The organism is Bradyrhizobium sp. Kon10, from assembly GCF_055807395.1.
This window is the reverse complement of record NZ_JBVVOZ010000004.1, coordinates 230,840-250,760: the sequence shown is the minus strand read 5'-3', so window position 1 is coordinate 250,760 and position 19,921 is coordinate 230,840. Positions and strand designations below refer to the sequence as shown.

General features: G+C 65.2%; 16 protein-coding genes. 11 read left to right on the top strand and 5 right to left on the bottom strand.

Annotated elements, in window-relative coordinates:
- Positions 1–378 precede the first annotated feature (378 nt).
- The gene (locus AC0L2O_RS08740; RefSeq protein WP_473369438.1) at positions 379–3,459 is read left to right on the top strand and encodes an Rne/Rng family ribonuclease; all 3,081 of its coding nucleotides are present in this window, start codon (positions 379–381) and stop codon (positions 3,457–3,459) included.
- A gap of 63 nt (positions 3,460–3,522) precedes the next feature.
- Here AC0L2O_RS08740 and AC0L2O_RS08735 read toward each other — a convergent pair whose 3' ends face one another.
- Positions 3,523–4,203 (bottom strand): helix-turn-helix domain-containing protein, encoded by a 681-nt coding sequence (locus tag AC0L2O_RS08735; RefSeq protein WP_473369437.1) that lies wholly within the window; start codon positions 4,201–4,203, stop codon positions 3,523–3,525.
- A gap of 209 nt (positions 4,204–4,412) precedes the next feature.
- On the opposite strand from AC0L2O_RS08735, the gene AC0L2O_RS08730 reads away from it, so the two are divergent.
- Genes AC0L2O_RS08730 through AC0L2O_RS08720 form a run of 3 tightly spaced genes read left to right on the top strand, consistent with a single transcriptional unit; the run spans position 4,413 to position 8,437 of the window.
- A complete protein-coding gene (locus AC0L2O_RS08730) occupies positions 4,413–5,909 on the top strand; it encodes an amidase (protein WP_473369436.1) in 1,497 nt (498 codons plus the stop codon).
- A 51-nt stretch (positions 5,910–5,960) separates the two neighbouring features.
- Positions 5,961–7,187 carry an MFS transporter gene (locus tag AC0L2O_RS08725; RefSeq protein ID WP_473369435.1) on the top strand — a complete coding sequence of 409 codons (1,227 nt, stop codon included), beginning with the start codon at positions 5,961–5,963 and terminating at the stop codon, positions 7,185–7,187.
- Between the two features lie 17 nt (positions 7,188–7,204).
- A complete protein-coding gene (locus AC0L2O_RS08720; RefSeq protein ID WP_473369434.1) occupies positions 7,205–8,437 on the top strand; it encodes an NAD(P)/FAD-dependent oxidoreductase in 1,233 nt (410 codons plus the stop codon).
- A 35-nt stretch (positions 8,438–8,472) separates the two neighbouring features.
- On the opposite strand, the gene AC0L2O_RS08715 is transcribed toward AC0L2O_RS08720, so the two are convergent.
- Positions 8,473–9,306 carry a helix-turn-helix transcriptional regulator gene (locus tag AC0L2O_RS08715; RefSeq protein WP_473369433.1) on the bottom strand — a complete coding sequence of 278 codons (834 nt, stop codon included), beginning with the start codon at positions 9,304–9,306 and terminating at the stop codon, positions 8,473–8,475.
- A gap of 90 nt (positions 9,307–9,396) precedes the next feature.
- Between AC0L2O_RS08715 and AC0L2O_RS08710 the strand changes: the two genes are divergently transcribed.
- Positions 9,397–10,275 (top strand): SDR family oxidoreductase, encoded by an 879-nt coding sequence (locus tag AC0L2O_RS08710; protein WP_473369432.1) that lies wholly within the window; start codon positions 9,397–9,399, stop codon positions 10,273–10,275.
- A gap of 45 nt (positions 10,276–10,320) precedes the next feature.
- Here the strand turns inward: AC0L2O_RS08710 and AC0L2O_RS08705 are convergent, their stop codons facing one another.
- From AC0L2O_RS08705 to AC0L2O_RS08695, 3 genes are all read right to left on the bottom strand, one after another.
- Positions 10,321–11,655 carry a dicarboxylate/amino acid:cation symporter gene (locus tag AC0L2O_RS08705; protein WP_369724010.1) on the bottom strand — a complete coding sequence of 445 codons (1,335 nt, stop codon included), beginning with the start codon at positions 11,653–11,655 and terminating at the stop codon, positions 10,321–10,323.
- Positions 11,656–11,737: 82 nt separating this feature from the next.
- Complete coding sequence (locus tag AC0L2O_RS08700; protein ID WP_473369520.1) at positions 11,738–12,292, bottom strand: biotin transporter BioY; 555 nt, start codon at positions 12,290–12,292, stop codon at positions 11,738–11,740.
- Between the two features lie 90 nt (positions 12,293–12,382).
- The gene (locus tag AC0L2O_RS08695) at positions 12,383–13,570 is read right to left on the bottom strand and encodes a pyridoxal phosphate-dependent aminotransferase (RefSeq protein ID WP_473369431.1); all 1,188 of its coding nucleotides are present in this window, start codon (positions 13,568–13,570) and stop codon (positions 12,383–12,385) included.
- A gap of 168 nt (positions 13,571–13,738) precedes the next feature.
- On the opposite strand from AC0L2O_RS08695, the gene AC0L2O_RS08690 reads away from it, so the two are divergent.
- The 6 genes from AC0L2O_RS08690 (at position 13,739) to accC (ending at position 19,823) form a co-directional block, all read left to right on the top strand.
- Positions 13,739–15,148 carry a M48 family metalloprotease gene (locus AC0L2O_RS08690; RefSeq protein ID WP_369724014.1) on the top strand — a complete coding sequence of 470 codons (1,410 nt, stop codon included), beginning with the start codon at positions 13,739–13,741 and terminating at the stop codon, positions 15,146–15,148.
- Between the two features lie 112 nt (positions 15,149–15,260).
- Positions 15,261–16,028 (top strand): DsbA family protein, encoded by a 768-nt coding sequence (locus AC0L2O_RS08685; RefSeq protein ID WP_473369430.1) that lies wholly within the window; start codon positions 15,261–15,263, stop codon positions 16,026–16,028.
- Between the two features lie 269 nt (positions 16,029–16,297).
- Complete coding sequence (locus tag AC0L2O_RS08680) at positions 16,298–17,149, top strand: DUF1236 domain-containing protein (RefSeq protein WP_409188981.1); 852 nt, start codon at positions 16,298–16,300, stop codon at positions 17,147–17,149.
- A gap of 228 nt (positions 17,150–17,377) precedes the next feature.
- Complete coding sequence (aroQ, locus tag AC0L2O_RS08675; protein ID WP_473369429.1) at positions 17,378–17,845, top strand: type II 3-dehydroquinate dehydratase; 468 nt, start codon at positions 17,378–17,380, stop codon at positions 17,843–17,845.
- A gap of 36 nt (positions 17,846–17,881) precedes the next feature.
- Positions 17,882–18,367, top strand: coding sequence for an acetyl-CoA carboxylase biotin carboxyl carrier protein (accB, locus tag AC0L2O_RS08670; RefSeq protein WP_369724021.1), 486 nt, complete (start codon positions 17,882–17,884; stop codon positions 18,365–18,367).
- 97 nt (positions 18,368–18,464) lie between these two features.
- Positions 18,465–19,823, top strand: coding sequence for an acetyl-CoA carboxylase biotin carboxylase subunit (gene accC / locus AC0L2O_RS08665; protein WP_369724023.1), 1,359 nt, complete (start codon positions 18,465–18,467; stop codon positions 19,821–19,823).
- Positions 19,824–19,921: the final 98 nt, after the last annotated feature.

Sequence of the window (19,921 nt, the reverse complement as noted above, 5' to 3'; positions counted from 1 at the left end):
AGGACAGTTTCGACAGCGACATAACCCGTTACCCGGTCCCTTGATCCCAAGGGAGCGGTTCGTGATCCCAGGGCGAGCGCATCCGCGCCATGCCTGGCCAACAGCAACTGATTAAAGGGCGGCCCCGCCGTCCGATGTTTCATACGGGCCGACGCTTGATGCGCCAGACTGTGCCGACGAGTTCTGAAGGATCATTCGCGACGCTGCGGAGCGAAACTCCCGCGCGCCGCCTTGGTCCTCCGGCTTCCGATTCGGCAAGGCGCGAGAGACGGCGTTTCGGCCTTCCCCTCACCCCCGAATCAGGTGGACCGTCGCGTCACCCGGCAGCGCAGATCGCGCCCACGGTGAATCGCGCCCGCCGCCGCCAAGAGTTAAGACATGCCCAACAAGATGTTGATCGATGCCACCCACCCGGAAGAGACCCGGGTTGTCGTGGTCCGCGGCAATCGCGTCGAAGAGTTTGATTTCGAGACCGCGCAACGCAAGCAACTACGCGGGAACATCTATCTCGCCAAGGTCACCCGGGTCGAACCCTCGCTTCAGGCCGCCTTCGTCGAATATGGCGGCAACCGCCACGGCTTCCTCGCCTTCAGCGAAATCCATCCCGACTATTACCAGATCCCGGTCGCCGACCGGCAGGCGCTGATCGAGGCCGAAGAGCAGGCCCATCGCGAAGCCGAGGAAGAGAGCGAGAACCGCTCCCAAGGCCGCCGCCGCTCGCGCCATCGCAACTCCCGCCGCCGCGGTCATGGCGAGCGTGTCCAGAGCGAGATCGTTGGTGCCGGTCCGACCGCCCAGCCGGTCGAGGGCGAGCACCTGCCGGAGCACACCGAAGGCGCTCCGCACGAGGCCGAGCATCTGCACGCCGACTCGGACCATCACGGCGAGCACGAAGGCCACGATCACCACGACCATCACGACCACGACCATGGCGAACATGATCACGATGATCATCATGCCCATGATGATGGTCACCATCACGATCATGACGACCATGGTCATGACGGCGAGCACGATCATCACGACCACGATCATCACGACCATGGTCATGCCGACGAGATGCCCGCGCCGGTTGCAGCCGTCGGCGCCGAGCCCGCGGTCGCGACAGAGACCGCCGAGCCGCACGAAGCCGCCGCTTCCGAAGCCCATGCTGAGGCTCTCGCCGAAGCCGTGACATCTGCCGCAGAACCGGCCGATGCCGTGTACGCTGCCGGGGTGAGCGCCGAGGCTCCTCATCAGCCGTCCGACGAGGAGGACGACGAAGATGAGGACGACGAGGATGCCGAAGAGGAGGTCGTCGAATCCGTAGGCGGTGACGACGTGCTCGAAGAGGTGCCCGTGCGCACCTTCCGGCCGCGCCGCCAGTACAAGATCCAGGAAGTCATCAAGCGCCGCCAGGTGATGCTGGTGCAGGTCGTCAAGGAAGAGCGCGGCAACAAGGGCGCAGCTCTGACGACCTATCTCTCGCTCGCCGGCCGCTATGCTGTCCTGATGCCGAACACCGCCCGTGGCGGCGGTATCAGCCGCAAGATCACCAGCGCCCAGGATCGTTCCCGGTTGAAGGAAGTGGTGCAGGATCTCGACGTGCCCGAGGGCATGGGCATCATCCTGCGCACGGCAGGCGCTGCCCGCACCAAGCCCGAGATCAAGCGCGACTTCGAATATCTGATCCGGATGTGGGAGACGGTGCGCGACCTGACGCTGAAGTCGCAGGCCCCGACCCTCGTCTACGAGGAAGGCTCGCTGATCAAGCGCTCGCTGCGCGACCTCTACAACAAGGAGATCGACGAGATTCAGGTCGCCGGCGAATCCGGCTACCGCGAAGCGCGCGACTTCATGAAGATGCTGATGCCGGCCAATGTCAGCGCGGTGAAGCAGTATCGCGACGGCCAGCCGCTGTTCTCACGCATGGGCGTCGAGAGCCAGCTGGATGCGATGTTCTCGCCGACCGTGCAGCTGCGCTCCGGCGGCTATATCGTGATCAACCAGACCGAGGCGCTGGTCTCGATCGACGTCAACTCCGGCCGCTCGACCCGCGAACACCACATCGAGGACACCGCGCTCAAGACCAATCTGGAGGCGTCCGAAGAGGTCGCCCGCCAGCTTCGTCTGCGCGATCTCGCCGGCCTGATCGTCATCGACTTCATCGACATGGACGAGAAGCGCAACAACCGCGCGGTCGAGCGCAAGCTGTCCGATTGCCTGCGGCAGGATCGCGCCCGCATCCAGGTCGGCCGCATCTCGCATTTCGGCCTGCTGGAGATGTCGCGCCAGCGCATCCGCGCCAGCGTGCTGGAATCCTCGACAGATCCCTGCCCGCATTGCGGCGGCACCGGCCACGTCCGTTCGGTCTCCTCGGTTGCGCTGCAGCTGCTGCGCGGCCTGGAAGAGATCCTGATGAAGGGCGCGACCCACAATCTGGTGGTGCGCACCCGCACCGACGTCGCGCTCTATGTGCTGAACCACAAGCGCGGTCATCTGCGCGATCTCGAAAACGGATTCAAGGTCACCCTGTCGGTGATCGCCGATCCGACCGTGAGCGGGCCGCAGGCCTATGTCATCGACCGCGGCGAGCAGGTGCACACGCTCGAGGCCGCCAAGGCTTTGCTGGCGGCACAGGCGGCCGCAAGCCCGCCGCCCCTCGCCGAAGAGGCCTATGACGAAGAGGAGTTCGATCCGGAGACCGAATCCGAGGTCGAGACCGAAGAGACCGAAGGGCTGGCCGAGGAGCAAGCTGCCGGCGAAGCTGCCCCCGATCAGGACGGCCAGCGCCGTAAGCGCCGCCGGCGTCGGCGCGGTCGCGGCGGCCCGCGCGAGGGTGAGCCTCGCGAGGATGGCGCGCCCGCATTGCCCGAGGGCGCCATCGCATCTGCCGAAGCAGAAGAGGACGCCGAGTCCGAGCCAGAGGGCGAGGAGCAGCCGGGTCAGCCTCGCGGCGAGCAGGACGCCGGGGCAGATCGCCGGCGCCGGCGTGGTCGCCGAGGTGGACGCCGTCGGCGCGGTGGCGGCGAGGAAGGTCTCGCCGGCTCCATCGGCGACGAGCTCGCTGCAAGTGCGCCGTCCGAAGCGACAGATGCCGTTGCCGATTTCGACGGGCAGTCCGGCGAGGCTGCGCCCTCGATCGCGCATTCCGAAGAGATCAATGCTGTCGAGCCGCAGGTCGCTCAGCCTGAGCCGCGCGCCGAGTTGCAAGCCGAAGCGCGGACCCAGCCTCAGCCCTCAGTCGCAGAGGAAGAGCCCGCCGACGACAAGGCCGCACGGCGCCGCTCCACGGTCCGGGAAAAGGTGAGCTTCCTGTCGAACAGCCAGCCCGAGTCCGCAGCTCCGGTGGCACCAGCTCCGGAGCCGGTTGCTCCGCCTGCGCCTACGCCGGAACCCGCACCGGCAGCCGCATCCGAAACGCCGGCCGCACCGCGTCGCGCCGGCTGGTGGTCGCGCCGATTCGGCGGCGGCGAATAGAACCAACGCTCAAAAAAACGCCCGGCTTGGCCGGGCGTTTTTCGTTTCAGGGCTCGCGACGACCTATGACGGCAGTTCGTCATCCGCGAGCGGCGCCACGTCGCGCGATGCGATCTGCCGGAGCTGATCGTAGAGATCGGGCGCCTCGCTGGTGCAGAGACAGACGCCCTTGGCGGACGGTGCATCGCCGGCGTTGAGGTAGGCGTGGCCCATGGTGCTGTCGAGATAGATGCCGTCGCCCTCGCCAAGGATCTCCTGCGAATAGAACTCGGTGTGGACGGCGACGCGTCCACTCGTCACCAGAAAATACTCTTCGCCGGCATGGCGCAGCAGCGGACCGAACTCGTCCAGCGAGCGAGCGCGGACCTCGGCCATGATCGGCACCATACGTTTGCCGATCAGGTCGGTGCATTGATAGGTGTAGGTGTAGAACTTCGTCGTGATGATTTGCCCCTGCCCGCCGCGGCTGATGCTCCGTCGCGCCGTGACCGGTCGCCCCTGCACAGGGGTTGCGGGGGCCGGATTGAACAGCTCCGCAATCTCCATCTTCAGGCCTGAGGTGAGCTGAAGCAGCTTGTCATAGGTCAGCGACATCAGACCGTTCTCGACCTTCGACAGGGTCGAGAGCGCCATGCCGGTCCGCTCCGCCACCTGCTTCAGCGTCAGGCCGCGGGCTTGGCGGGCGGCCTTGAGGCATTGGCCGAGCTGGGAATTCGCACCGTCGGACGTCGTAATCTCGCTCATGCAGCAATCTTACCACGGCAACTGAAAAAGTGTTGGCCAATCCGTCTAATCTTTTCGACCAAACGCACCACAGCGCGCCCCCGCTTGTCGGTCAAACAGGCAAAAATCCCATCATTTGTGCACGGAACGCCCCGTTTTGACGAATATTGGTGCGCCGTCCCCACTTTCCGATATGCTAAATCGTTTTCACAATCTGAAAGGATCTGGCGTTGTCAGGACTTTGCGACACGAGCGCCGTTGAGCTGCGCCGCCTGTTGGCCGCACGGGCGATCTCGCCCGTCGAGCTGCTCGATGCCTGCCTGTCACGCATCGCCACGACCAATGCCGCTGTCAACGCCGTCGTGACGCTCGACGAGCCCGGCGCGCGTGCCGCGGCCAAGGCGGCAGAGGCCGCCATCCTCCGCGGCGAGGATGGTGGCGCGCTGCACGGGCTCCCTGTGCTCATCAAGGATACCCAGGACACGGCCGGCCTGCGCACCACCTATGGCAGCCCCCTGTTGCGCGACAATGTACCGGCCGCCGATCAGGGCTCGGTCGCGCGGCTGCGCGCAGCCGGCGCCATCATCTTCGGCAAGACCAACACGCCGGAATGGGCGGCGGGCGGCAACACCCGCAATCCCGTGTTCGGCGCGACCGGCAATCCCTTCGATCCCATGCGCTCGGCCGCCGGCTCCTCCGGCGGGTCGGCGGTGGCGCTCGCCTGCGGCATGGCTCCGCTCGCCTCGGGCTCGGACACCGGCGGCTCCTTGCGCAACCCGGCAGGCTTCTCCGGGATCGTCGGCATGCGTCCCTCCTACGGCTTGGTGGCGAGCGAAAAGCGCGCCTTCGGCTGGTCCAATTTGTCGACCGACGGGCCGATGGCGCGCAATGTCGGAGACACCGCGCTGATGCTGTCGGTGATGGCGAGCGACGACGCGCGCGATCCGCTCGCCTACACGCTGCCCGGCGAGCCCGTGCGCGGCCGCGGTGAACGCTGGGCCGCGCCGCGTCCCGCAGATCTTCGCAAGCTGCGTCTTGCTTTCACTGAAGACTTCGGCTTCGCACCGACCGAGCAGGCCATCCGCCGCGTCTTCCGCGACCGCGTGACGAGGCTTGCGCCGCTGTTCGCCGAATGCCGCGAGGCGACGCCAGATTGCAGTGGCGCGGACGATGCCTTCGCCGTGTTGCGCGCGGACCTGTTCCTGGCGATGCACGGCAAAAACTACAAGGAGCGGCCCGAGATGCTCGGTCCGAATGTCCGCGCCAATGTCGAGGAAGGATTGAGCTACACCCTCGAAGACCACGCCCGCGCCGCAACGACGCAGACGCGGATCTATCGCGCCTATCAAAGCTTCTTCGAAAATCACGACGTGCTGGTCAGCCCGACCATCACGCTCAGCCCGCGCCCGTGGTCGGAGGTCTATCCCGCCGAGATCGACGGCGTGCCGACGAAATCCTATTTCCACTGGCTCGCGCTCGCCTACGCCGTCACGCTGGCCGGCCATCCCGCGATCAGCATTCCGCTCGGCCGCGACGAAGTCGGCCTGCCCTTCGGTCTCCAGATCGTGGGCCCACGCGGCGGCGACGCCATCGTGCTCGCCATCGCCGCGAGCCTCGAGGCCGCCTTCGCGGACGACGCGCAATTGTGCCGCCCGGTGCCGGACCTGGCGCGACTGGCCGTGGCGCCGCCGCTGTCGGCGACCCCAGGCTTCCTCATCTGGGAATAGATCAACACGAGCTGACGGCGCCGCCGGATCGCCGGCACATCGGAGATGAGCATGACCGAGTTGTCGAACCGGAAGACCAGCGTCATCGCGTTCGTCCTGCTCTATCTCGCCTACTGCATCTCCTATATCGACCGCGCGGCGATCTCGCTGGCGCTGGCGCAGATCGGCAAGGACTTCAATCTCCAGGCCGCCGATCTCGGTATCGTCATCAGTGCGTTCTTCCTGGGCTACGCCGCGATGCAGGTGCCGGGCGGATGGCTCTCCGACCGCTTCGGCTCGAAATATGTGGTGATCGTCACCATCGTGATGTGGTCGCTGTTCACGGCGTTCACCAGCCTCGCCTGGTCGCTGACCTCGCTGATCGCGATCCGCTTCATCTTCGGCATCGCCGAGGGTGCCTTTCCGCCGGCGAGCATTCGCGCCATCGCGGAGGTGTTCAAGAAGGACAGCCGGCCAAAGATGGCGGGGCTGCTGCTGTCGTCGAACTATGCCGGCAGCATGCTTGCGCCGCTGATCATGGCGCCCCTGATCCTCTGGCTCGGCTGGCGTCATGCCTTCAACGCGATCGGCATTGCCGGCATCGCCTTCGCGGTGTTCTATTTCGTGTTCGTTCCGTATCTCGGCCGCTCAGGCGAGACCAAGGCGGGCACGCCGGCGAAGTCCGAAAGCCGCGCGCCGATGCGCGAGCTCATGAACAATCCCCTGCTGTGGCAGCTGATGGTGGTGTGGTTCGGCCTGAGCTGCGTCAACAAGGGTCTGGATTCCTGGATGCCCCTCTATCTGCTCCAGCAGCGCGGGCTCGACCTCAAGACCGTCGGCGTGGTGGCGCCGATCCCGTTCGTGATGGCGACCATTGCGACCGCGATCGGCGGCTGGGTCATGACGACATTCTTCAACGAGCGCGAAAAATATCTCCTGATCGGCAGCTCCGCGTTGACCGGCATCTTCCTCTACGCCATGTACAAGGCGGAAACGATCACGATGCTGATCACCTACCAGTCGCTGGTCTATTTCTTCAAATCCTTCGTGCTGGCCTCGGTGATCGCGCTTCCGACCAAGCTGCTCCGTGACGACCAGATCGGATCGGGTGTCGGCATGGTCAATCTCGGCGGCCAGAGCGCGGGCTTCGTAGCCCCTGCCGCGATCGGCTTCATCGTGACCGGAACCGGATCGTTCGACGCGGCTTTCGGCTTCCTGGTCGCGATGACCGCGCTGTCCGTCGTCGTTGCCGCAACCATCAGCACGGCTCAGCCGAAGCTTGCCGTGAAGCCGGCCTGACTGGGAGAATTCGCCGAATGCAAAGCGCAATCGTCCTCGGCGGCGGCATGATCGGCGTCAGCGCGGCGCTGCATTTGCAGCGGCGCGGCTGGGCAGTCACCCTCGTCGACCGCAGGGAGCCGGGCCGGGAGACCAGCTATGGCAATGCCGGAATGATCCAGGCGGAAGCCGTGCGGCCCTATGCGATGCCGCGTGACCTTGCGACGCTCCTGAAGATCGCGACCGGCCGCACCAACGACGTGCGCTACAGCTTCTCGTCGCTCCACCGCCACGTCGAACCCCTGCTCCGCTACTGGTGGCATTCGGCGCCGAAGCGGCATCGCGAGGCAATCGAGGCCTGGGCACACCTGATCGCTTATGCGACGCCCGAGCACGAGATCCTGATCCGCGAAGCCCACGCCGATAATCTGATCCGCCGCGCCGGCTATCGCCTCTTGCATCGCGATGCCGCGGCGTTCGAGCTCGCGATCAAGACGGCGGAGCAGAACCGAGCCGATTTCGGCGTGAACTTCCGCGTGCTTTCCGGCGGCGAGCTTGCGAAAGCCGAGCCGCTGCTGCGTGACGATCTTCCCGGCGCCATCCACTGGCTCGACACCTGGACCGTCTCCGATCCCGGAGCGCTGGTCACCGCCTATTCCGAGCTGTTCCAGCGTCTCGGCGGTCGCATCCTGCTCGGTGATGCACAGACCTTGCAGCAGACGTCCTCGGGATGGTCACTGCAAACCGACAACGGACCGATCGATGCGGCCAACGTCGTCGTGACGCTCGGACCATGGTCGCCCGATCTCCTGCAAAAATTCGGCTACCGGATTCCGCTGGTCCGCAAGCGGGGCTACCACATGCACTATAGCGGCGGTCCTTCGCTCGACCTTCCGTTGGTCGATACGGCAAGAGGCTACGCCATGGGACCGATGGCGAAGGGGATCCGCATCACCACCGGCGCCGAACTGACCGGGCCCGACGCGCCGGCAACCCCGGTGCAGCTCGCGAGCGCCGAGGCGTCCGCGCGAGAGCTGATTGATCTTGGCAAGCGCGCCGAACCGGAGCCGTGGTTCGGCACCCGACCCTGCACGCCCGACATGCTGCCGGTGCTCGGACCCGCCCCGCGCCACCGCGGCCTCTGGATGAATTTCGGCCACGGCCATCAGGGCTTTACGCTCGGCCCCGCGAGCGGACGCCTGCTCGCGGAAATGATGAGCGGCGAGGCACCGTCGATCGATCCGACGCCATACCGGCCGGAGCGGTTCTAGGGCGCGAGACTTTCGCAGCGAGGGTCGCGCCGGCATCACCCGGCGCGCGCGGCCAGCACATTCTTGATGCGCTCGGCGTCCGCAGGCGTCGCCGGGTTGTAGATGACCATGCCGAGATCGGGCCGGCCATCCACCGCAAAAGCCGAATATTCGAACGCGATCGGGCCGAGCACGGGATGGCGCAGATGCTTGACGCCATCGCCATGGCTGCGGACATCGTTGTCGCGCCACAGCGCGGCGAATTCCGGGCTGAGGCGGCAGAGCTCGTCGACGAATTCAGCGACATGCGAGACCGCGCCGGCCCGCGCTGCGTCCGCTCTGAAGGCAGCGACGACGAAGCGAGCCACGCTCTCCCAATCATACTGCGCGGCGCGCACGCGGGGCTCGCAAAAGATCAGGCGCAGGATGTTGCGCCGTTCCGGCGGGATTTTGGCATAGTCGGTCAGCACGATGGTTGCCGCGCGATTCCAGGCGACGACGTCCCAGATTGCGGTCCTGATAATGGCAGGACTGCTCTCCAACGCATCGAGCACGCGTTGCAGCCGCGGCGACACACTCTCGCTGGCCTGGTAGCGGACCTCAGGCGGGCGGCCGAGGCCGATCAGGAACAGGTGCTCGCGCTCGACATCGGTCAGCATCAAGGCGCGGGCGATGCGGTCGAGCACGTCGGCGGATGGCGCACCGCCGCGGCCCTGCTCCAGCCACGTGTACCAGGTCGGGCTGATATTGGCGCGCTGGGCCACCTCCTCGCGGCGCAGCCCGGGCGTGCGCCTGCGACTGCCGGCGAAGCCGAACGCGGCGGCGTCGAGCCGGATGCGGCGGTCCTTCAAATAGGTCCCAAGCAGGTTGTCGTTGGCGGTCTCGCTCATCCTGTTAGGTATTATACCCTGATAATCTCACTACTTTACCCGGATAACCCTAGCGCAGATGGTCGCCTCCACCAACCCTGGAGATTGCTCATGCGTGTATTCGTCACTGGCGCCACCGGCTTCGTCGGCTCCGCCGTCGTTTTGGACCTGATCGCCGCCGGCCACAGCGTGCTCGGCCTCGCCCGCTCGGATACCGGTGCGGCAGCGCTCACTGCGATGCGGGCCAAGGCCCATCGCGGATCGCTGGAAGATCATGCGTCATTGCGCAGCGGCGCGGCCGCCGCTGACGGGGTGCTGCACCTCGGTTTCAACCATGATTTCTCGAAATTCCAGGACAATTGCGAGCTCGACCGCCGCGCGATCCTGGCGCTCGGCGAAGAGCTCAAGGGCTCCGAGCGCCCTCTCATCGTCACATCCGGCGTTGCGCTGCTGGCGCCCGGCCGTGTTGCGACCGAGGACGACGAGACTGCACACCGCTTTCCGCGCGTGTCGGAATCAACAGCGCTGTCGCTGGCCGGCGTCCGCGCCGCCGTGGTCCGGCTGCCGCCGTCGACCCATGGCGAGGGCGACCACGGCTTTATCCCGATCCTGATCAACCTTGCGCGCCAGAAGGGCGTGTCGGCCTATGTCGGCGACGGCGGCAACCGCTGGCCTGCCGCGCATCGCGTCGATGCGGCACGGGTCTATCGGCTTGCGCTCGAGCACGGCGCGGCTGCACCGCGCTATCACGCGATCGCCGAGCAAGGCGTGCCGTTCAAGGCGATTGCCGAGGTGATCGGCCGAAGGCTCGGCCTGCCCGTGGTCTCGAAATCACCGGAAGAAGCGGCCGACCATTTCGGCTGGTTCGCGCGATTCGTCGGCGTCGACGTGCCGACGTCGAGCGCCAAGACGCGCGCTCTGCTCGGCTGGGAGCCAAAAGAGAAAGGGCTGATCGAGGATATCGACCAGCCCTATTACTTCAAGGCCTGACCGCCAAGACCTGACCCCAGCACGCGGTCCGGCCCGGCTTCCAGATCAGTCCGTCGTGACGGCGGTTTCCATGTCCGTCGGATCGATCTGCCGGCTCAGCCGCGCGTTGAGCTTGTCGCGATCGAGCTCACCCTCCCACCAGGCGACAATCACGCAGGCCACGCCGTTGCCGCAGAGGTTGGTCAGCGCGCGGCACTCGCTCATGAACTTGTCGATGCCGAGCACGATCGCCATGCCCGGCACCAGGCGCGGATCGACCACGGCGAGTGTTGCCGCCAGCGTGATGAAGCCCGCGCCGGTGATGCCGGAGGCACCCTTCGAGGTCAGCATCGCCACGATCAGGATCGTCAGCTGCTGGCCGAACGTAAGATCGAAGCCGAGCGCCTGCGCGATAAACAGGGTTGCCAGCGTCATGTAGATGTTGGTGCCGTCGAGATTAAACGAATAACCGGTCGGCACCACGAGGCCGACCACCGACTTCGAGCAGCCGAGCCGTTCCAGCTTCTCCATCAAGGATGGCAGCGCGCTTTCCGACGACGAGGTGCCGAGCACGATCAACAGCTCGTCCTTGATATAGGCCAGGAACTTGAAGATCGAGAAGCCCGCGATGCGCGCGATGGTGCCGAGCACCACGAGGACGAACAGCGCTGCCGTCAGGTAGAAGGTCGCGATCAGCCCCATCAAGTTGAGGATCGCGCCGGTGCCGAACTTGCCGATGGTGTAGGCCATTGCACCGAAAGCGCCGAGCGGCGCCGCGCGCATCACGATCGAGATGACGCCGAACACCGCGTGCGCCGCGTCGTCGATGAAGCTGCGGATGGTATGGCCCCGCTCGCCAAGGCCCATGATGGCGAAGCCGAACAGCACCGAGAACAGCAGCACTTGCAGGATCTCGCCGGTCGCGAAAGCACCGACCACGGTGTCAGGGATAATGTGCAGGATGAAGTCGACGGACCTCTGACCCTCGGCCTGCTTGGCGTAATTGGCAACCGCGTTCGCGTTCGCGGCCGCGCTGCCGAAGCCGGCGCCCGGCTTGATGATATTGCCAATGAGGAGGCCGATCACCAGCGCGAAGGTCGAGACGACCTCGAAATAGACCAGCGCCTTGACGCCGATGCGCCCGACTTTCTTGGCGTCCTGGATGTGGGCGATGCCGGAGACGACGGTGCAGAAGATGATCGGCGCGATCACCATCTTGATCAGCTTGATGAAGCCGTCGCCGAGCGCCTTGATCCAGTCGTTGGTGGCAACCGACGGCCAGAATGAGCCGACGATGGCGCCGAGCACGATGGCGATCAGCACCTGGACGTAGAGAATTTTATACCACGGCTTTGCGGCGGTTGGCGCGACCGGCGCCCCCGCCATTGTTGTCGTCGTCATTGTTTCACTCCCCCTCAAACTCAGAGCCAGCCAAGATCAACTTGGCCGGCCCTGTCAATTGGAACTACTCGGTTTGCGCGCTTTACCGGCGATCGATGACCCGGCGTGCCGCCGGCATCAATGTCGCACCCAGCGCGTTCTTGACCAGAGACGCCGCGATGAACGGCAGCAGGCCGACCTGCCAGGCCTTGGTGGCACCAAGACCCAGGCCAAAGGTCAACCAGCCGAAACCGGCGGCGAGAATGACGATATGACCGACGGCCATCGCTGCGAACAGCCAGACCACGCTGCGATCCCAGCCCCGCTCGGCGAGCCAGCCGGTGACGAAGGCGGCGCCAACGAAACCGAACAGATAGCCGGCGGTCGGGCCGAGCAGCGGCGCAAGTCCACCAACCGGACCTGCAAACACCGGAAGCCCCATCGCGCCTTCGGCGAGGTAGGCAACCATGGTTGCGCTGCCAAGACGCCAGCCGTAGGCGGCGCCGATCATCAGCACCACGAGCGTCTGCAACGTCATGGGCACGTAAGGCAGCGGCAGGCTGACCTTGGCGGAGAGCGCCATCAGGGCGGTGCCGAGCGCGACCAGCACAAATCCGCGCATTGCGCCTGCAGTTTCGCCCGGTCGGGCGGGCCACACCAATGCGGCGAGAGGAAAATGCGGCGTAGCGGCGGATTCGACGGTTTGGTCAGACAAGATGCACTCCGGAAGGCTGTTCGAAACTCGCGGCTATTTAAGCCAGTGAGCGATCCGGTCAACTGCCTCGCGCATCTCCGCGGCCGAGCGCGCATAGGACAACCGTATGAACGCGCGGCCATGTATGGGATCGAAGTCGAGGCCGGGGGTCGCCGCAACACCGGCCTGGTCCAGCATCTGCTTGGCGAAATCGAAACTGTCGGAGGTGAAGTCCGAGACGTCGGCATAGAGGTAGAACGCGCCGTCCGCAGGCAGGAATCGGGTCAGGCCGGCGTTGGGCAATCCCTCGATCAGAATGCGGCGGTTCTCCTGATAGCCGTGCTTGATCTCCTCCATCTCCGCCGCGCCGTCGAACGCAGCTTCGGCCGCGATCTGCGACAGCGACGGCACCGAGATCGAGAGGTTCTGCTGGAGCCGTTCGATCGGACGCACCAGGATATCGGGTACGACCATCCAGCCGACGCGCCAACCCGTCATGCAAAAATATTTCGAGAACGAATTGATCACCACTGCGTGCTGCGACAGCTCTGCTGCCGTGACGGCGGGAAAGGCGTAATCAAGCCCGTGATAGATCTCGTCGGAGATGAAGCGGATGCCTGCATCTTCCGCCGCTGCGATCAGGCTGGAGAGCGCTTCCCTCGACATCATCGTCCCGGTCGGATTGGCGGGGCTGCCGACCAGCACGCCCTTGAGCGGCGCCTTGCGGTGGGCGGCGAGCAAGGCCTCACCGGTCAGCGCGTGACGCGTCTCGTTGGTGGTCTCGATCAGCACCGGCTCGCAGCCGAGCGCGGTGAGGATGTGGCGATAGGGCGGATAGCCCGGCACCGTCACCGCGACACGATCGCCAGGCTCGAACATCGAGAGGAAAGCCAGGATGAAGCCGCCGGATGAGCCCGTGGTCACCACGATCCGCTCGGGGCTGACGACGCAACCATAGGCATCGCGATAATGCCGCGCGATGCGCTCGCGCAGGCTGGGGATGCCGAGTGCCGAGGTATAATCGATCCGCCCGGCTTTGAGCGCCGCATGCGCGGCCGCAATCGCCGTCTTCGGCGCGCCGGCCGCGGGCTGGCCGACCTCCATATGAATGACATGGCCGCCGGCCGCCTCGATCCGGGCCGCGGCCGCCATCACATCCATCACCATGAACGGGGGAACATCGCTGCGGCGGGACGGCTCGAGCCACTGCCCCGCCCGGTTCCTCAAGGTCGCATCGTGCATCGATTTCTGCTATTCACTGGCGGAACGGTCCGTCCGGTCCGGGAAACCGGGCGCTTGCGCCCCAGACTGGCCGCATTATACGGCTCATAAGGGCATATCGCCTATCCGGTCCCCCGCCAATCACCAAAAACCAGATGCCCTTGAAGACCGTTTGACCCAGACCGTTTGATGTTGCTCCAGATCGCATTGCGCAAGAAGGCCTCGGCGCTGACCGCCCTCGTGACGGCGGCGGCGATGGTGCTGTCACCGTTCTCCATGGCACGGGCGCAGGAAGGCGGCAAAGGACCGCCGGTCCTGCGCGACACCGAGACCGAGCAGCTGTTGCGCGAATATACCCGCCCGATCTTGCGCGTCGCCGGTCTGGAGAAGCAGAACATCCAGATGGTGATCATCAACGACAACTCGTTCAACGCGTTCGTCGCCGATGGCCGCCGCATCTTTGTCAATTATGGTGCGATCCTTCAGTCGGAGACGCCGAACCAGATCATCGGCGTGCTTGCGCACGAGACCGGACATCTGGCGGGCGGCCATCTGTCCAAGATGCGCGAGCAGCTCGCCACCGCCCAGACCCAGATGATCATTGCCATGCTGCTCGGCGCCGGTGCGCTGGTCGCCGGTGCCAGCCGCGGCTCGAGCAGCACCGGTAACAACGGGCTTGCCAATGCGGGCGCAGCTGTCATTGCCGGACCGCAGGAGATGATCCGCCGCTCGCTGTTGTCCTACCAGCGCCAGCAGGAGGAGAACGCCGACCGCGCCGGCGTGAAATTCCTGACCGCGACGCAGCAGTCGCCGAAGGGCATGTACGAGACGTTCAAGCGCTTCACCAGCGAGAGCCTGTTCGCCGCACGCGGCGCCGATCCCTATCTGCAGTCGCACCCGATGCCGGCGGAGCGCGTCGCGGCCCTCCAGGAGTTCGCCAGCACCAGCCCCTATTGGGACAAGAAGGACGATCCTGCCCTCCAGCTCCGCCACGACATGGTGCGCGCCAAGATCTCCGCCTTCATGGAGCGGCCGGAGACGGTCTATCGCCGCTATCCCCTGACCAACGACACCATGCCGGCGCGCTATGCCCGCGCCATCAGCACCTATCTGCACGGCGATCTGCGCAGCGCCCTCGCCCAGATCGACGCGTTGATCCAGGCCCAGCCGAATAACCCGTATTTCTACGAGGTCCGCGGCCAGGCCTTGCTGGAGAGCGGCAAGCCGGCCGATGCCATCGCTCCCCTGCGCAAGGCCGTCGCGTTATCGAACAACGCGCCGCTCATCGAGATGTTACTTGGGCAGGCTCTGGTTGGAACCGATAATAAGGCCTACACGGACGATGCCATTCGGATTCTCCGTGCCGCGGTGGCGCGCGAGCCCGAAGCGCCGCTCGGCTACATGCAGCTCGCGATGGCCTATGGCCGGAAGGGAGACTACGCCGAGGCGGATCTCGCGTCGGCCCAGGCCGCCTACCTGCGCGGCGACAACAAGACCGCCCGCGAGCTCGCCACGCGCGCGAAAACCAGATTCGCCGTCGGCACGCCCGGATGGGTCAGGGCCGACGACATCGTGGCGTCGAAACCGCCGCGCAACTAAAACGACGCCTTGTTACCCTTGTTACAATATCTGCCACCATGACGCTACGACACCGCGTTTAGGTCCCCCGGGACGCTTTTTCGAAACCTGCTCTGGATAAGAGGATTTGCCAATGCCTTCGCTGCGCCTGCTTGCTCCCGCGCTGTTTGCGCTCGCCATGTTTGGCGCAACCGTGCCCGCGTCGGCCGACAGCTTCTCCGATGCCCAGCGCACCGACATCGAAGCGATCATCAAGAATTATCTCGTCAGCCATCCCGAGGTGCTCGAGGAGGCCATGACCGAGCTCAGCAAGCGTCAGGCCGCGGTCGAGACCCAGAAGCACGAAGCCAGCATCGCCCAGAACTCGGATGCGCTCTTCAACTCGCCGCGCCAGGTCGTGCTCGGCAACAAGGACGGCGACGTCACCTTCGTCGAGTTCTTCGACTACAATTGCGGCTACTGCAAGCGTGCGATGAGCGACATGCTCGACCTGATGAAGGCCGATCCGAAGCTGAAGGTCGTGCTGAAGGAGTTTCCGGTGCTGAGCCAGGGCTCGGTCGAGGCCGCCCAGGTCGCGGTCGCGGTGCGGATGCAGGATCCGAGCGGCAAGAAATATCTCGACTTCCACCAGAAGCTGCTCGGCGGCCGCGGCCCGGCCGACAAGGCGCGCGCGCTTCAAGCCGCCAAGGAAGCCGGCCTCGACACCGCGAAAATCGAAAAGGACATCGCCAGTCCGGAAGTGCGCACCACCATCGAGGAAAACTTCAAGCTCGCCGAGACCATGGGCATGAATGGAACGCCGAGCTACGTGATCGGCAAGCAGATCGTGGTCGGCGCCATCGGGCTCGACGGCCTCAAGGAAAAGATCGGCCTCGCCCGCTGCGGCAAGGCGACCTGCTAACAAGGCGACCTGCTAACAAGGCGACCTGTTAACAAGGCGACTTGCTGGTCAAACCTCCTACAACTTCACGCATGCAACCAGGCCGGCTGAAAAGCCGGCCTTTTTCGTTGCCCAAAGCGCGGCACAAATCCTGGCGTGAATCCGGCGCGGACGTTCACCCCGCGTTTAAGAAACAAATGCCGCGGAACAGCCGAAGTTCCGGAACAACTCAAATCTCCTTTCGTTGGTGGCGCGGGCAATGACGCAAGGAAACACGTGAGGAGAATACGATGTTGAACCGCTTTATGATTTCGGTTGCCGCACTCGCGCTCGTCGCAGGCACCGGTCTGGCGAACGCACAGGGCACGATGAAGAATGAGAGCGGCGGCGCCGGCGCACAGCCGATGCAGCACTCGCAGTCCTCCGGCGGCGCCACCGAGCGCGGCTCGATGGGCAAGGAATCCAGCCATGAGAAGGGCACGGTCGGCCAGGCCGGCGGCTCCAGCAGCATGAAGTCCGGCACGTCCGCCGAGGACAAATCCTCCGGCGCGTCCAAGGACGAGCACTCCGGCCGCGAGATGAACAAGAACGCGGCTGAGGAGAAGTCCGGCGCGACCAAGGGCCAGCGCTCCGACGAACGCGCGCAGGGTCAGCAGGACAAGTCCAAGAGCATGAGCCAGGACACCAGCAAGTCCGGCAAGGACCAGAAGGACATGAAGGCTGAGGGCACCAAGAGCGGCGCCAGCAGCACCAACAATGCCGAGAACATGAAGGGCACCGAGCGCACCAACCAGAACGCTCAGGGCCAGACCGGCACCAGCACCAACCGGAATGCTCAGGGTCAGAGCAGCACCAACACCACGGTCGGCCAGGCCGCCGCCGGCGCCAAGCTCTCGACCGAGCAGCGGACCCAGATCACGTCCGTGATCCGCGACGAGCACGTGGCTCCCGTGAACAACGTCAACTTCGCGATTTCGGTCGGCACCCGCGTTCCGCGCGAAGGCATCGAGCTTCACCCGCTGCCGTCCCGTGTCGCCACGATTTATCCGGAGTGGCGGAGCTACAGGTACGTGCTGGTGCACCAGCAGATCGTGATCGTTGACCCCAATACCTACGAGATCGTCGCCGTACTCGACGTGTAAGGCGGATCGCGGTTAACGTCCGGGGCGGGCAGCAATGCCCGCCCCTTCGCATTGGCGCCGGCAGCCATGGTTCGGGCTGGTTAACAAGCAATTTCCGTAGTTTCCGCACAGGTTTTTGCGTCCTGGATGAGGGGCTTGAAGCGGCCCTGGAGCCCCTTCAAGGCTTCCCCTAGCCCGCTTTGTTACCTATAACCCCCGCCACGCCGAAGCACCTCTGCCGGGATTGGAATGGCCGAACCTGCAACCGATACGATCCTCGTCCTGAACGGGCCGAACCTCAACATGCTGGGGACGCGCGAGCCCGAGAAGTACGGTCATGACACGCTGGCCGACGTCGAGACGCTGTGCCGCGCGACGGCGGCGCAGTTCGGTCTCAAGGCCGACTGCCGGCAGTCCAACCGCGAGGGCGAGCTGATCGACTTCGTCCACGAGGCGCATGCGCGCAAGATGAAGGGCATCATCATCAATGCCGGCGGCTATTCGCACACGTCGATCGCGTTGCACGACGCGCTGCTCGCGGTGCAGATTCCGACAGTCGAAGTGCATGTGACCAACATCCACGCCCGCGAGAGCTTTCGCCACCACTCCTACACCGCGCGCGCGGCCTTCGCCTCGCTCTGCGGTTTCGGCATCGAGGGCTACCGCCTCGCCATCCAGGGCCTTGCCGCCAAGCTCGGCATCAAGCCCAAAGCCTGACGCTCCTCATCACACAGAACATTCGGATCAAACAACATGGCGCGCCAGCCAGACGATAAAGCAGCCGCAAAGTTTTCCAGCGAGGATTCCGCACTGGTCCGCGAGCTTGCGTTGCTGCTCGATGAGACCAGCCTCACCGAGATCGAGATCGAACGGGCCGGCCTGCGCCTGCGCGTCGCGCGCAACATCAGCGTTGCCGCGACCATGCCCGCTCCGGTCGCGCATGCCGCCCCTGTGGCGGTCGCCGCGGCGGCGACCGCACCCGCGGCGGCGGACATGTCGAAACATCCGGGCGCCGTGACCTCGCCGATGGTGGGCACCGCCTATTGGGCGCCCGAGCCAGGCGCCAAGCCCTTCATCGAGATCGGCAGCAAAGTCTCGGTCGGCCAGAACCTGCTGATCATCGAAGCCATGAAGACCATGAACCAGATCCCCTCGCCGCGCGCCGGCACGGTGACGCAGATCCTGGTCGAGGACGGCCAGCCGGTCGAGTTCGGCGAACCGCTGGTGATTATTGAGTAAAGCGAATGGGGAGTAGCGAATAGCGAATGGTGTCCCCATTCCTTACCGCTATTCGTCATCCGCCGTTCGCTACTCCCCATTCGCCCGCTGAGGCACCATGTTCGACAAGATCCTCATAGCCAATCGCGGCGAGATCGCCCTTCGCATCCTGCGGGCCTGCAAGGAGCTCGGGATCGCGACCGTCGCCGTGCACTCCACCGCCGACGCCGACGCCATGCATGTGCGTCTGTCCGACGAGAGCGTGTGCATCGGGCCGCCGCCCTCGAAGGACAGCTATCTCAACGTGCCGGCGCTGTTGGCAGCCTGCGAGATCACCGGCGCGGATGCGGTCCATCCCGGCTACGGTTTCCTGTCGGAGAATGCGCGCTTCGCGGAAATCCTCTCCGAACACAATCTGCATTTCATCGGGCCGAAGGCCGAGCACATCCGGCTGATGGGCGACAAGATCGAGGCCAAGAAAACCGCCAAGCGGCTCGGTATCCCGGTCGTGCCCGGCTCCGACGGCGGCGTCGGCCCCGAAGACGACGCGATGGCGATCGCGAAGAAGATCGGCTTTCCCGTGCTGGTGAAGGCGGCGGCGGGCGGTGGCGGCCGCGGCATGAAGGTCGCGCAAAGCGAGGCTGACCTGGCCCTGGCGCTGCAGACCGCGGCCAACGAGGCCAAATCCGCCTTCGGCGACGCCTCGGTCTACCTCGAGAAATATCTCCAGAAGCCGCGCCACATCGAGATCCAGATTCTCGGGGACGGCCGCGGCGGCGCGATCCATCTCGGCGAGCGCGACTGCTCACTGCAACGCCGGCACCAGAAGGTCTGGGAGGAAGGTCCCTCGCCCGTTCTCGCCGCCGCTGCACGGGCGAAGATCGGCGAGACCTGCGCGAAGGCGATGCGCGAGATGAAATATCTCGGCGTCGGCACCATCGAATTCCTCTACGAGGATGGCGAGTTCTACTTCATCGAGATGAACACCCGCATCCAGGTCGAGCATCCCGTCACCGAGAGCATCACCGACATCGACCTCGTGCTGGAGCAGATCCGCATCGCCGCAGGCGGCGATCTGCCGGCCAAGCAGAGCGAGGTCCAGATCATCGGCCATGCGATCGAGTGCCGCATCAACGCCGAAAACCCGCAGACCTTCCGCCCCTCGCCCGGCCGGATCTCGCAATATCACCCGCCCGGCGGGCTTGGCGTCCGCATCGATTCCGCGGTCTATCAGGGTTACACCATCCCGCCCTATTACGATTCTCTCGTCGGCAAGTTGATCGTGCATGGCAAGACCCGCAGCGAGTGCCTGATGCGGCTGCGCCGGGCACTCGACGAGATGGTGGTCGAGGGCATCGAGACCACGTTGCCGCTGTTCCGCGACCTGGTCCGTCAACCCGCCATCATCGACGGCGACTACCACATCCACTGGCTGGAACAGTATCTCGCCGGCCAGGTCGATCCCGGCGGGAAATAATTTCCGCCCCCTTGGAACCCTTCGGCGCGCATCGCGTTCTGGACGGTTGGGCAGTTCCAAGGGGGCGTTTTGGACTTCGCTAATCGTCAGAAAGCGAG

Coding starts and splice junctions, on each gene's coding strand:
- accC (WP_369724023.1), top strand. CDS start 18,465: ATGTTCGACAAGATCCTCATAGCCAATCGCGGCGAGATCGCCCTTCGC.
- AC0L2O_RS08705 (WP_369724010.1), bottom strand. CDS start 11,655: ATGACGACGACAACAATGGCGGGGGCGCCGGTCGCGCCAACCGCCGCA.
- AC0L2O_RS08715 (WP_473369433.1), bottom strand. CDS start 9,306: ATGAGCGAGACCGCCAACGACAACCTGCTTGGGACCTATTTGAAGGAC.
- AC0L2O_RS08710 (WP_473369432.1), top strand. CDS start 9,397: ATGCGTGTATTCGTCACTGGCGCCACCGGCTTCGTCGGCTCCGCCGTC.
- aroQ (WP_473369429.1), top strand. CDS start 17,378: ATGGCCGAACCTGCAACCGATACGATCCTCGTCCTGAACGGGCCGAAC.
- AC0L2O_RS08690 (WP_369724014.1), top strand. CDS start 13,739: ATGTTGCTCCAGATCGCATTGCGCAAGAAGGCCTCGGCGCTGACCGCC.
- AC0L2O_RS08695 (WP_473369431.1), bottom strand. CDS start 13,570: ATGCACGATGCGACCTTGAGGAACCGGGCGGGGCAGTGGCTCGAGCCG.
- AC0L2O_RS08725 (WP_473369435.1), top strand. CDS start 5,961: ATGACCGAGTTGTCGAACCGGAAGACCAGCGTCATCGCGTTCGTCCTG.
- accB (WP_369724021.1), top strand. CDS start 17,882: ATGGCGCGCCAGCCAGACGATAAAGCAGCCGCAAAGTTTTCCAGCGAG.
- AC0L2O_RS08720 (WP_473369434.1), top strand. CDS start 7,205: ATGCAAAGCGCAATCGTCCTCGGCGGCGGCATGATCGGCGTCAGCGCG.
- AC0L2O_RS08740 (WP_473369438.1), top strand. CDS start 379: ATGCCCAACAAGATGTTGATCGATGCCACCCACCCGGAAGAGACCCGG.
- AC0L2O_RS08685 (WP_473369430.1), top strand. CDS start 15,261: ATGCCTTCGCTGCGCCTGCTTGCTCCCGCGCTGTTTGCGCTCGCCATG.
- AC0L2O_RS08735 (WP_473369437.1), bottom strand. CDS start 4,203: ATGAGCGAGATTACGACGTCCGACGGTGCGAATTCCCAGCTCGGCCAA.
- AC0L2O_RS08680 (WP_409188981.1), top strand. CDS start 16,298: ATGTTGAACCGCTTTATGATTTCGGTTGCCGCACTCGCGCTCGTCGCA.